At 45.9% G+C, this 12,119-nt stretch carries 11 protein-coding genes and 1 pseudogene; 3 read left to right on the top strand and 9 right to left on the bottom strand.

All coding sequences use genetic code 11. The features are described 5' to 3' along the window. The first annotated feature begins 21 nt into the window (after window positions 1-21). The gene (locus BTA30_RS16680; RefSeq protein WP_076762436.1) at window positions 22-216 is read left to right on the top strand and encodes a YfhD family protein; all 195 of its coding nucleotides are present in this window, start codon (window positions 22-24) and stop codon (window positions 214-216) included. Window positions 217-251: 35 nt separating this feature from the next. Here BTA30_RS16680 and BTA30_RS16675 read toward each other — a convergent pair whose 3' ends face one another. From BTA30_RS16675 to BTA30_RS16650, 6 genes and pseudogenes are all read right to left on the bottom strand, one after another. Beyond that, complete coding sequence (locus tag BTA30_RS16675; protein WP_076762435.1) at window positions 252-830, bottom strand: nitroreductase family protein; 579 nt, start codon at window positions 828-830, stop codon at window positions 252-254. A gap of 117 nt (window positions 831-947) precedes the next feature. Further along, window positions 948-1,847, bottom strand: a complete 900-nt coding sequence (locus BTA30_RS16670; protein ID WP_076762471.1) for a PhzF family phenazine biosynthesis isomerase — start codon at window positions 1,845-1,847, stop codon at window positions 948-950. A 97-nt stretch (window positions 1,848-1,944) separates the two neighbouring features. Beyond that, complete coding sequence (gene mprF, locus BTA30_RS16665; protein ID WP_076762434.1) at window positions 1,945-4,497, bottom strand: bifunctional lysylphosphatidylglycerol flippase/synthetase MprF; 2,553 nt, start codon at window positions 4,495-4,497, stop codon at window positions 1,945-1,947. A gap of 200 nt (window positions 4,498-4,697) precedes the next feature. Beyond that, window positions 4,698-5,234, bottom strand: a complete 537-nt coding sequence (locus tag BTA30_RS16660; protein ID WP_239693623.1) for a YfiT family bacillithiol transferase — start codon at window positions 5,232-5,234, stop codon at window positions 4,698-4,700. A 7-nt stretch (window positions 5,235-5,241) separates the two neighbouring features. Then, window positions 5,242-5,862, bottom strand: coding sequence for an NUDIX hydrolase (locus tag BTA30_RS16655; RefSeq protein WP_076762433.1), 621 nt, complete (start codon window positions 5,860-5,862; stop codon window positions 5,242-5,244). 13 nt (window positions 5,863-5,875) lie between these two features. Further along, window positions 5,876-6,229 (bottom strand): annotated as a pseudogene (locus tag BTA30_RS16650) (NAD(P)H-dependent oxidoreductase); the annotation flags it as partial. Window positions 6,230-6,251: 22 nt separating this feature from the next. On the opposite strand from BTA30_RS16650, the gene BTA30_RS16645 reads away from it, so the two are divergent. Next, window positions 6,252-6,503 (top strand): hypothetical protein, encoded by a 252-nt coding sequence (locus BTA30_RS16645; RefSeq protein ID WP_223831694.1) that lies wholly within the window; start codon window positions 6,252-6,254, stop codon window positions 6,501-6,503. A 57-nt stretch (window positions 6,504-6,560) separates the two neighbouring features. Here the strand turns inward: BTA30_RS16645 and BTA30_RS16640 are convergent, their stop codons facing one another. Next, the gene (locus BTA30_RS16640) at window positions 6,561-8,036 is read right to left on the bottom strand and encodes an extracellular solute-binding protein (protein WP_076762432.1); all 1,476 of its coding nucleotides are present in this window, start codon (window positions 8,034-8,036) and stop codon (window positions 6,561-6,563) included. A gap of 53 nt (window positions 8,037-8,089) precedes the next feature. On the opposite strand from BTA30_RS16640, the gene BTA30_RS16635 reads away from it, so the two are divergent. Further along, complete coding sequence (locus BTA30_RS16635; RefSeq protein ID WP_076762431.1) at window positions 8,090-8,935, top strand: AraC family transcriptional regulator; 846 nt, start codon at window positions 8,090-8,092, stop codon at window positions 8,933-8,935. Here BTA30_RS16635 and BTA30_RS16630 read toward each other — a convergent pair. Then, the gene (locus BTA30_RS16630; RefSeq protein WP_076762430.1) at window positions 8,932-10,479 is read right to left on the bottom strand and encodes a glycoside hydrolase family 43 protein; all 1,548 of its coding nucleotides are present in this window, start codon (window positions 10,477-10,479) and stop codon (window positions 8,932-8,934) included. The two genes, BTA30_RS16635 and BTA30_RS16630, sit on opposite strands and share 4 nt — an antisense overlap. Next, on the bottom strand, window positions 10,476-12,071 hold the full coding sequence (locus BTA30_RS16625) for a glycoside hydrolase family 43 protein (protein ID WP_076762429.1): 1,596 nt from the start codon (window positions 12,069-12,071) through the stop codon (window positions 10,476-10,478). Before BTA30_RS16625 ends, BTA30_RS16630 begins: the two co-directional genes overlap by 4 nt. Between the last annotated feature and the right edge of the window lie 48 nt (window positions 12,072-12,119).

Raw genomic sequence — 12,119 nt, 5'->3', positions numbered from 1 at the left:
TTATTGATGAGGAGTGATCACATGGGCAGAAATGCAATCCACAAAAACCGGGATAAAAATAAACAAAAGCTTCCGCAAGTCCCTGATCAGTATAAAAAAGAAACTGACGGTGTTTATGAGGAATATTCAGCAGAACTCGCAGATCAGGATGACCGCGAAGCCCAGGCCCGCATGCAGGCGGCCGACAAGCGCGCGGAGCAGCGGCAATCAAAGTAGCATAGAGAAAGCCCGGAGCTGCCGGGCTTTCTTTTTTATAAAATTTCAGTCAATAGCTGCGCCGCCGGCGTGCGTTTTTCCCCATTAGGAATTTCCGCCGGGTATCCGATCTGCAATAAAGCGGCAACCCGTTCATCACTGTGCAGCCCCATTAATTGATGAAGCGTTTGGCTGTAGAGCACTTCTCCGCTTTTCCATACCATGCCGATGCCTTTTTCCCAGGCAAGCAGCTGAAAGTTTTGGATCAAACAGCTGACGGCCGCGAAGTCATCCTTTCTGATCCGCTCATTTTCGTCTTCTTTCATCATGACAAACAGAAAAGCCGGAACACTTAAGATATGCTCCCTGAACTTTTGGATTTGTTCCTCTTTCATATTCGGCTTAAGCTCTTTAAATGCTGCTTTTAAATTGTCGGCATGCTTCTTTTTTCCGCTTTCCGACCCGATATAAATAAACCGCCACGGCTCTGTCAGCCGGTGATTCGGAGCATAAACCGCATCTTCCAGCAGCTCAATGACCATTTCTTTAGGTACCGGATCCTGCTTAAATTTACGAATCGTTCTTCTATTTCTGACGCAATCGCGTATACTTTGAGTCTGCAAAGTGTCGTTCATTTTGCCGCCCCCTTAAATGAAAATGATTATCATTTTTGATTATAAAGTTTTATTTTCAGGTTTGCAATCATCATCCATTCCATAAAAAAGACAGCGCTCTATCCGAGCGCCGGCCTATTACACCTCAAAGCTTTGTTTTTCCGCAAAAACAGCGGTTCCTGTCATTTGCACCTTCATTTCTCCGTTTTTTTCAATGACCTCGATTTTCACCTTTCCGTCTTTGCCGATTTCCTGGCCTTGTTCGATGAGAAACACTGTCTGCCCTTCTTTGCTGAATGTTTTTCCGTACGTTTTCATATAAGCGCCCATCACGCCAGACGCCGTTCCGGTAACAGGATCTTCACTTGTTCCAGAATAAGGCGATGAAAAATGTCTGCCGTGAAGATGGCAGTCCTGATGGATCGTTTCTAAGCAGAATGGGTGGACAGATGCACGGGGCATATCCGCTAAAACGTCCGGAAATTCAGCCTGCACCGGTTTCATCCTCCGGCAGGCCGCCAAATCTTTAACAGGTACAAGCAATGTCCAAATCCCTGTGCTTCCGTAAACGATGGGCAATGCTTCATGAAAGTCTTCCTCACTGATCCCAAGGACTTCCGCCAAATTGGCGCGGTCTCCTGTAAATGGCCGAAAGCTTGGCGGCGCCTGCTCTAATGTTGCGAAAAAACGTTTTTCCACGTCATCATAACCGGTCTTAACGGAAAGATGGCCCGCTTTTGTTTCAATTTTCAGCTCCATGCCGGGTTCAACCCCGCCTTTCTCATAAAGCGCATAGAGCGAAGCCACAGTCGCATGTCCGCATAAATTCATTTCATGGCCGGGCGTAAAATAGCGAATCTGAATGTCAGCCGAACGGCTCGGCAGCAAAAAAGAAGTTTCGTTGTATCCGGTTTTTTCGGCGATCTGCTGCATCTCCTCAGCAGCCAGATGCTCTGCGTCAATGACGACCCCCGCCGGATTCCCTTTACCCACCAGCTTTGAGAATGCGTCATATCTGAGTACTTCGACACGTTTCATTTCCATCCCCCGTTTGTTCCATATCGATTTCCAGTCATTTGCAGTATATCGTTTTAAGCCGCTCCTTACAACGAAAAGAGCCGTTGTCAAACGGCTCTCACTTCGCTCTTCTCCCAATCAGCCTTGTCACCAGAATCATCGTCACAGGAAGGGATCTGTTTTTCCGGTAGGCTAAATATTTCCCCCGCCATACCGGCTTATATTTTTCTTTAAAGGACCGCAGGCCGCTGAAACTGTACATATAGCTGACATTGTTGAAAATTACGGCGGCAAGCCGTTCCGTCCAAAACGACTGCAAGGATGTGCCCACATTTGATAAAGGAGCCATTCCCATATTGAATGCCGTGTAGCCCTGCTCTTTTCCCCATTGAAATAAATAGATGAACAGCGCATCCATGATTCCTTTTGGCGCTTTTTCCGAGTAGCGCATCAAATCGATGGACATTTCACCTTCACGGTACATCGGCATGATATTCATAAATGCGATGATTTCGCCTGCTTCATCTTTTAATACAGCAATTGGCGCTTTTTGCAAATATTCTTCTTTAAAAAACCCTAGTGAAAAGCCTTTTTCTTTTTTTCGTCCGAGCCATTCATCAGATATGTGCCGCAGTTCATGAAGGAATTCTTGGGAAAATGGAGGTTCTTCGACATGAAACGTATACCCCTCCCTTTCAAAACGATTGTATATCGCTCTTAAGCCGGCCCGTTTTTTGCCGCTGATCGTAAACGTGTCGAGATCGACAATCGCCTCTTCTCCGAGCTTGAAAAAACGGTAGCCGAAGTCGTGGTAAAGCGCCATATCTTCCCGTTCAATCTGATAGAAGGTGACGAGATATCCTTTTTGATCTGCCAGATGCAGAAATTCTTTTAAAATAAGCGGAAAGGATTCCTTTAGTCCGGATGGGTCGCCGAGAACAACGAGGCGCTGGCCGATTTTGGCAAACTGAATCAGCGCGTTCCCGTCGCTGGAATAAAAAAAGCGCTTGTCTCCCAAAAAACCTAAGTGGCTCAAAGCATTACCGCCTTTTTCTTGCAAAAATTTCTCCAGTTTCGCAGGATCGGGCTCTTCGCCAACCTCTTTTGTTTTTCTGTTGTATATGGTGATCAATACGGCAAAAAACAGCGGTACAAAGAATAAAGCAAAAACGGTCGCAAAGTTGACATGCCGTTCACTGTGAATAAAATAATCTCTGGTCAGGATATGGCCGAGCCCCTCCCAAATCTTTGAGGCAATGATATTGTAGTTCAACAGGGTAAAGAGAAAGATGAATGCCCCCCATGCGATTTGCCCAAATGTGTATACCGTCCGCTCTCTGGTGAATTGCCCTCTTAATAAAATAAACAGAATAAATACGAGAGGAATCAGAAAAACCGCGCTGATATTAAAGCCTTTAAAAAGGCTGAAAACGAAAGCAAACGCTAAAGCGGTCAGCGTCATATAATAAGAACGCTTTGTCCTTCTGTAGAGTTCCAACGGAAGAATCAGCAATATCAAGGCAAAGCTGAGAGACAGGCCGTTAAAAAACGTCAGCATATGTTTGGAAACATGCGGTATCAGCGTGACCCTGTCGATCGGCAGCGCAACCGAAACCAGGACAATCGCTCCGCAGCAAAATGAAATGACGGCAAGCGAACCATTCAGCAGCCTGAACAGCAATGCCCTATGTAAAATCAGCAAAATGTTGGTCGTTTCTATTGCCGGGGCAATAATCGGTTTTTCCTCAAGCTTTTTCATCGTATTTCCTGTCAAATCAGCCGCAGCAAAAACAAGGCCAAGCCCGAAAGGAATAAATGAATAAGCGATCCGATAAAGGACAACGGCAGTCAAAGTGATTTCTTGATCGATCCCTAATTGGTTCATGCCAATTAAAAAAAGCAGGTCGAACGAACCGAATCCGCCGGGAACAAGACTGATCATTCCGCCGACCGAAGCGATGGCAAAAACGCCGAGCACGGTTCTGACATCCAACTCGATTCCCATCGTCACAAGCGAAAAATACATCACCGTTCCGGCTGCAAGCCATTCGATAACCGATGCACTTAAATACGAAAAAAAGTCGGACAGCTTTAAGCCTTTTTCAATGCCGCCGCTTCTTTTCTTTCTGATGATTAAAACAGCGGCCGCAGCCGGCGCAATCATAGCCATTCCGGCAACAGCCAGAAGAACCCAAGCCTTTTCAGAAAGCAGGCCTCCTGAAGGCAGCAGCCTGACAAGGACGAAAATGCTGAGAACGGAGAGGCCGAGGAGAATTGAGGAGGCTAGCCATGCGATACCTTTGATCAGCTTTTTCACATCGCTGACATGCTCCTTATAAAGAATCGTTCGCAAACCGGCTCCTGACAGCCCGCCGAAGCCAAGGACATTGTTAAATGAGTTGGCGATCCATGAAATCTTGACCGTTTTCCATTTGGATATCCGCATTCCAAGAGATCGAACCAAAACAAAGTCATATAAAGACATCGCCGCAATGGCAGCGAAGCCGAGAAAAACCAATATAAAAAGGTCGATTCTTTCCACATTGTTGATAATCAAAAATGTCTCTTTAAAAGATAAACCGGCCAGCTCTTTTTTTGCTTGATAAATGACAAACAGCAGAACAGCCGCGGGAAATACGATTCTTAAAACTGACAGCGCATATTTTTTCATAAAAACCACTTCTCTCCATTGCAATCCATTCATGCCGAACATGTTGAAACAAAACGGCATATTTCAGGTGTTATTGGGTGATACCCTCATTATCTTACTGCAAATCACCAGCAAAAAAAAGCGGTGCCCACAGGTGTCCTCTCCCCACCTCAGCTTTAACGATCTTTTATAAAGAAAAAAACGCGCCGCGGCGCGTTTTCTTATTTCCATCCCATTCTGTCACGAAGCGATGAAATATGGGCGATATGGTGTTTCGAATGCCACACATAGAGTGCAAGGGCATGATAGAGTCTGATCTCTTCCCGGCTGTCGGGATGAAGGTACGCTTTTTCAAAATCCGCGTCTTCCAAGGCTTCAAAAAGGTCAGCCCAGCGCTGATGCAGCGCCTCTAAAAGCACGATTGACAAGTGTGGATCAAATGTCTTTGCATCAGTCAGCTCCGACCACTTTTGTTCATCAAATGTTCGGATCAGCGGCGTTTTTTCCGTCAATGCCAGTTTACAGCGAAGATAACCATTGATGTGGCTGTCAGCGATATGATGGACGACTTGCCGGACTGTCCAGCCTCCTTTTCGATAAGGTGTGTCCAGCTGTGTCTCACTCAAGCCTGACACGGCTTCTTTCAGTAATGCAGGCGCTTGCCTCAGCGCCTTAATCAAATCAGCCCGTTTCCTTTTGTCCATCTGAAAGGGCGCGGTAAAGGCTCCGATTGGATATTTCAGCTGTTCCAATATCACTCCCCCTTTAATCACAGTACACCCTACCGGAATCGCTTTTTTCCTCAAACAGAAATTTGATCTGCTCATATGTATTTCTGGCTTCTGATAATTCAGGCAAGTGCTCCAGCGGGAAAAAACCGATGTTTTTCGTTTCCATTCCGGCGGCAGCCTCTCCGCCAACAATGTCACAGGCTATAAACATTTTATACACATGAAATGCGGAAGGCGGATGATTGTGGCATTTTTTATCCATGACAGCTAAAAGCTTTTGCGCTTGTACTTTAAAGCCTGTCTCTTCAAGCGTTTCCTTGACGGCGATTTCTTTCGGAGAAAGTCCGATATCGGCCCATCCTCCCGGCAGCGCCCATTTCCCGTCTGCTTTTTCCTGTACGAAGAGCAGCTGCTCTTCTTTAAAAATGACGGCTCTGACATCAACTTTAGGCGTTTGATAGCCTGACTCGCCTGCAAAAAGGTCTTTCACTTTTAAAAAACCGGCATCTGAATACTCAGCGATAATTTCACAGCTTAAGTCGCGAAGTCTCTCAAAGCGTTCTTTATCAAATTCATCTTTTGTATAGGCAAGCCCCGCTTGGGCGATTGCCTGCATTTCCTTTGCCCAGTCCAGCCATTTCAGATTCTTTGTCATCTGCTAATACACCTCACCCTTCAAATGATGCCGACCGATATACACGATCAAGCCATTTTTTCCGTTTTTCCTCTGAGCTAACCTTTACACTCGGAAACAGCATGCGCCTCACTTGGCGTACACCGCAAAATTTTAAAATGGCGTCTTTTGCTGTAATCCAATCCGCATCACGCCGCCAAAGCCGCAAGTACCAGCCAGGAGCGTCAGCCGTATAGTAAACCGAAGCCGTGCGCGCCTTCAGCAATCCTTTTGGCAGCTTTCCTTGATATGTATAGGCTTCACCGGAAACAAACACGCGGTCTATGAAGCCTTTTAAAATCGCCGGCATTCCTCCCCACCAGAGCGGATAAATGAAAATGAGGTGATCCTCTTTCTCTTATGGAATTATATTGTTTATTTCAAAATATTTAAAGAATTTACACTTGGATATTGTCAGCTATTTCACAGAACTGTTGCAGAAAGGCACGGACAGCGGTGAATTTCATCCTCTTCAGCCGCTGGAAACAATCGTGAAATTTTTCATCAGTACAAACGACGCCATCATCATGCAGACGATTTATTTAGGAAAAACAAAGGCTGATACAGCGGGCCAGATCGAGGCATTGACAAACTATTTGAAGCACGTTCTGCAAGTACGGTGATTGTCCGCGGTCCAAAAACCCTTTCCGCCATTCGCTCAGGAAAGGGTTTTTCACATTTTATTTCTGATGCTGACGATCCTCATTCAGCTCTCTGATCATCTCTCCGCCGCCCTGTTTCTCCCATTTCCCGACGGCCTGATCAAAGCCTTTTTCATCTATTTCCCCGAGAATAAATTGAAATGCCGCATCATCGATAATCTTTTTTAATTCTGTACCCCTGGCCGTCTGTACCGCAGAGTAAAGCGGTTCCGCCGGATTCAAGACGGCGATGGAACGATTGTCTTCTTCAAGTCTTTCGTTTTTTGCGCGCAGCGGATCTTCAGCGCTTTTTAAAGATTGTTTATTGACGCCGATCAGCTGATTCAGCGGCTGAATTTCCGTTTCCCATAAATGATAGTTTTCTTGTTTTCGAAAATAGCCATCGTCTCCCTTTTTTTCATAATGGACGCCTTCGATTCCGTATAACATTAAATTGTTAAGGTCTTCTTCGGCGATTCGGTCAAAAAATGCGAGGATTTTCTTCACTTCTTCTTCTGTCTTGACGCTTGATTTAGAAATGGCGAACATTCCGCCATGGCCCCCGAGCGCCCATGTATGCTCTCTGCCGTCCGGACCCTTGATTCGGTTTATGATATCGATCTGAAAATCGGAGTTCAAGCCAAGCCCCTGATCACGCAGATTCATCGCGTCGCTCATTGCTCCGATATAAATCCCCGCTTTTCCCTGAATGAATAATTCCTGCTGCTGCGTTTTGCTTGTAACCGCAAAATCCCGGTTCATCAGCCCTTCGTCATAAAACCTTTTCATATATTTCATTGTCTCTTTGTAAGCGCCGCTTTTGAAATCGGGAAACAGGCTCCCGTCTTGGGCCGTCCCCCACTCATTAGGCGCTCCAAAATATGATGCCAGGGTTTTGAAGGCTCCGAATGTCAAATCATTGCGGTCGGCAAGACCGATCGTGTCATCCTTTCCATTCTGGTCAGGGTCCTGTTTTGTGAATGCTTTTGCTATTTGATAAATATCATCTGCGGTCTCAGGCATGTCCAAACCGAGATTGTCAAGCCAGTCTTTTCGTATCACAACCCCCTGTCTCGCCAAAGGCCTTTCTCTATAAATCCCGTAAACTTTGCCATCAACCGAGATATTTTTTAAAATAGTTTTATCAAGATGTTTCAAATTCGGATAGTCTTTTAAATACGGGCCGATTTCCCAAAACATCCCTGACCGCAACGCGTTTACAACAGCTGAATCTTCAAGATTCGGCAATGTGATGATTTTAGGCATACTTCCGCCGGCAAGCGTTGTATTGATCCTTTCTTCTTTTGTTGAATCCGGAACCCAGATGAGACGAAGCTTTGTATTCGTTTTTTCTTCAATGATTTTCAGCGCTTTATCTTTCGGCGGCTGCGGCGTGTGCAGCGGGATTAGCCAGTCAAGCTCAAGCACCTCTCCCTCTTTCGTTGACGCCTGCTGCTGATGAGCACAGCCGGCTGATAAAGCGAAAATTAAGATCAGACAAAAAAACCTCTTCATATGATTTCCCCCATCCCTTGATTGGAAAACGTTTTCAAAAGGAGGAATGCCCGATGCTTCATCCAAAATATTTTATCGCCGAGCATTCTTTTTCGATTCAATATATGCAAAGAAAAGGATTTACCGAGATGAACGCGCCACATGTCCACGAAAGCTATGAACTGTATTATTTGCTGAACGGAGAACGCACCTATTTTATCAATCAAAGCGTGTATAAAGCTGAAAAAGGCAGCATGATCATCATTAATCCCCATGACCTGCACAGAACCTCCAGTACAGAAGTTCAAGAATTTGAGCGCATCTTAATTAATTTTTCTCATGATTTCATTGAGCCTTTTCTTCATTGCAGTCATTTTCCGCTCCTTCCGTTTCCGGAGAGTACAAATGTCGTCTCCTTCACCCTGCGTGATCAGACATCTGTTGAGCATTTGCTTATGGAAATAAAGAAGGAATGCAGACTGAAAAAAGAAGGATATGAAGATGTTGTCAGAGCTTTACTGCTTCAATTGCTGTTCACCATTTACCGAACCCTGATCAGCGGCAGGCAAAACGAGACCTGTCCGCTTCATCCAATGGATGAAAAAATCTCTGAAATTGCTTCATACATTCATGACAGCTTTCAAGAAACGCTCACATTAAACGGATTGGCCGAACTTTTTTTTATCAGCCCTTCCTACTTAAGCAGGGTGTTTAAAAAAGTGACAGGCTTTCACCTTCCTGAATATATTCGGCACATCAGAATACGCGAAGCGAAAAAATATCTTCGGGACACGGACGAGAAGATCTTGAATATCGCTGAAGAAACCGGGTTTAAACATATCAGCCATTTCAATAAAGTCTTTAAAGACATCGTCGGCATCCCGCCGCTTCAATACCGAAAAAAAAGCAGGGATATTTAAAACGGCGTATAGCCGAACCAATCAAAATCAGCAGCAAGCCTTCTCCCGCTCCCGCCGTTGTTGGCGTACATCCCGACCATTGTTCCTGTGTGGCCTTTTGGATCGCGCGAACCCTCATCGCTTAAAAAGCTCGCGTTTTCTATAGAAACGGCGTGATGCCAATGTTTTTCTTCATAGCTAAAATAAAAAGCTCTCCTCTGTTTATTCATGACGGCTTTTAAGAATACCGGGCCTTCTTTTGCGTTTTGTTCCCCCAGCGTTTTCAAAACGCCGTTTCGGTTTTCAACCACCTTGATTTTCAAACGGTCTTCATAGATCAGACAGCATTTTAAAAAGTTGTTCGTGCTGTAATAACAGGTGAGGCCCGCTTGCTCTCCGTTTTCCGAAGGAGCAAAATCCAATTTCACGGTTGCGCTGTATTGGTGGTGCTTTTCCCTTCTGACAACGGTATTTTTCGCCTGAAGGTCGTGCAAATCAGCATCACCTGTCCAAAGTCTGAGAAAGCCCGGTCTTTCAGTGAGCGACCAGCCGCACGGATCTGGATTTCTGACAAACTGCCACTGCAGATCAAGCGATGATTCCTGGAAATCATCGATATTCTTTTCATCCCATATGACTTCAGGAAGATTCGGCGCTGTTTGAATAAGACTGGGGCCGTTTAGGCTGTTGATGACAAACCAGTCGTCTTCCTTCCATTGAACGGGGTCCAATGCGGTTTCTCTGCCAAGAGTTGTAAAGTTTCCTTCATTGGAACGGCCGCAAAGATAAAGAACCCACCACTCGCCGTTATGCGTTTTGACGAGCTTTCCGTGGCCGGCTCTCTGAATCGGCGCCTCAGGATCAGCCTGGGTCAAAATCGGATTATACGGGCATGGCTCATACGGGCCGTACAAATGTTTTGAGCGGGCGGTCGTGATCGTGTGGCCATAGCCGGTCCCTCCCTCTGCCAAAATGGCATAATAATATCCGTTCGTTCGCAGAAGATGCGGGCCTTCCGGGGCTCTTCTTCCCGTTCCTTCCCAAATCTGCACCGGTTCACCGATAATTTCTGTGCATTCATCATTTAAAGGAAAGAGCGTGCAAGCCGGACTGAGCAGCATATAATGTTTCCCATCATCATCGACAAAGTGTGAAGGATCGATACCGCTGCCTTCATCTATAAAAACGGGCTTTGAATACGGCCCTTCAGGCCTTCTCGACTTGATCACAATCTGCCTGCGGATCAGTTTTTTGCCATTGATCACGGTCGGACCGTTCAGTCTGTGCGTCGCAAAAATGTAGTAAGTTCCGTTGTGATACGATATATCAGGCGCCCAAATGCCGTGTGAATCTTTGATATCAGAAAGATCCAATCCGTCATTTTCAGTGATGCCGTGTCCAATAATCTTCCAATTCACCAAATCCTTTGAATGTGAAATGACAATCGCCGGGAAATACTGAAAGGTTGAATTCACCATGAAATAGTCATCTCCGACCCTAATGATTGACGGATCTGGATGAAAACCCGTTAAGACGGGATTCGTATATAGCCTGCCATGATTCATTTATGTCCCCGCCTTTCCGGCTCAGCGATAAACCAATCGATGTCACAGTAGCTGCCATCCGGTCCGTCTGTGCCGGCATTGACACAGTACATTCCCACTTTGGCTCCCGTCCACAATCCGGGAACGGCTTGAAATGGATCTCCGACTTGTGTGAAATGATGCTGGTCGATGCTGTAGCTGAAACGGCATTCCGCTTCTTCACTGACTGTCACGCGAAGATAGACCGTCTCCTTTGAAACCGGGTGCTCCTCTGTTTTAATGTCTTCTAGATCATCTTCGATTCGGCCTGTATACACACCAAGCTTATACAGGCCGTTTTCTCCTTTTGAAAAGCAGAGGGACGCATATTCTTTTCCCATGACCGCCAGTCCGGCTCTGATGGTTTCTGACAAAGCGCATAACGACAGTTTGATTGTGGCTGTAAAGCTTGGTCCGGAAAATTTCTGCATAAGAAGATTCGGAATTCGGCTAAGCTTGAAACGATGAACAGAACGGCGGCTGTACAAACGAAGGCGGCCCGGTCTGGCATCAAGGGAATACCACTCTTGCTTAGGATTGGCTTCCCATTGCCATTGAAGGGCAAGATTTTCCGAAGAAAAATCATCACTGGCCTGATCAAAAGGCTCTTTCAAATCTTCGCTATTCGTCTTCGGTTTTTGCCACTCCAAAACCGGTTCGCCGATTCCATCCTTATTGATGTCTTTGCCCATCAACGGCCAGCCGTCTTCCCAGCTGACAGGCTGGAGGTGGACAATCCTTCCGAAGGCCCCGCGATCTTGAAAATGAATAAACCACGACTCCCCTGAATCAAGCTCAACCCAGCCCCCCTGGTGCGGACCGTTGATGACCGTGTTTCCTTGGTGAAGGACAATCTTATCTTCATAAGGACCGTAAATCTGCCTGCTCCGCAGAACCGTCTGCCAGCCGTTCTTCACCCCGCCGGCCGGAGCGAAAATATAATAATAGCCGTCCTTTTTATAAAGCTTTGGCCCTTCAATCGTAGGGTGGTTGAGTGTCCCGTCAAAAACAATTTCCCCATCGTCTTCCAAGGCCGTCCCGTCCTTTTTCATTCTGCATAAATTTAATTTGCTCTTAATGCCGATTCTGCTGTTGGCATACGCGTGTATCAAATAAGCTCTTCCATCATCATCCCAAAACGGGCAGGGATCGATCCAGCCTTTCGTTTCTTTTACGTGCACAAGAGGTTCCCAGCCGCGAAACGGGTCCTTTGTTTTGCTCATAAATATCCCTTCATCAGGGGTGGCAAAATAGACCCAAAATTCGCCTCGATAATAACGGATGCTTGGCGCCCACGCCCCTTTTCCATGAGCAGGTAATTCATAATCTTTAAAAGGCAGTTTGTCAAACACGTGGCTGATTAATGTCCAATTAACCAGGTCGGTCGAGTGCAAAATCGGAATACCTGGAAAACTGGAAAAACTTGAAGCCGCCATGAAAAAATCTTTGCCTTTCCGAACGATATCAGGATCTGAGTAATCCTTAAAAAGAACGGGATTGCGAAAGCGGCCGCTTCCAATGTTCGGATTCCAAACAGACTCATGTTTCAGCTCTTCAGTCAACTGTCTTGCCACCAATTCTCACCCCTTTTGAACCTTCCAAATAAAAACAATTTGCGAGTT

The sequence above is a fragment of the Bacillus swezeyi genome, from assembly GCF_001969815.1.
Taxonomy (GTDB): Bacteria; Bacillota; Bacilli; order Bacillales; family Bacillaceae; genus Bacillus; species Bacillus swezeyi.
Note: the sequence above shows the minus strand (reverse complement) of the source record. Positions and strands in the feature narration are given on the sequence as shown.

Excerpts from the sequence above, each read along its gene's own strand:
- BTA30_RS16680 (WP_076762436.1), top strand. The coding sequence starts at position 22 with ATGGGCAGAAATGCAATCCACAAAAACCGGGATAAAAATAAACAAAAG.
- BTA30_RS16675 (WP_076762435.1), bottom strand. The coding sequence starts at position 830 with ATGAACGACACTTTGCAGACTCAAAGTATACGCGATTGCGTCAGAAAT.
- BTA30_RS16670 (WP_076762471.1), bottom strand. The coding sequence starts at position 1,847 with ATGAAACGTGTCGAAGTACTCAGATATGACGCATTCTCAAAGCTGGTG.
- mprF (WP_076762434.1), bottom strand. The coding sequence starts at position 4,497 with ATGAAAAAATATGCGCTGTCAGTTTTAAGAATCGTATTTCCCGCGGCT.
- BTA30_RS16655 (WP_076762433.1), bottom strand. The coding sequence starts at position 5,862 with ATGACAAAGAATCTGAAATGGCTGGACTGGGCAAAGGAAATGCAGGCA.
- BTA30_RS16640 (WP_076762432.1), bottom strand. The coding sequence starts at position 8,036 with ATGAAGAGGTTTTTTTGTCTGATCTTAATTTTCGCTTTATCAGCCGGC.
- BTA30_RS16635 (WP_076762431.1), top strand. The coding sequence starts at position 8,090 with ATGCTTCATCCAAAATATTTTATCGCCGAGCATTCTTTTTCGATTCAA.
- BTA30_RS16630 (WP_076762430.1), bottom strand. The coding sequence starts at position 10,479 with ATGAATCATGGCAGGCTATATACGAATCCCGTCTTAACGGGTTTTCAT.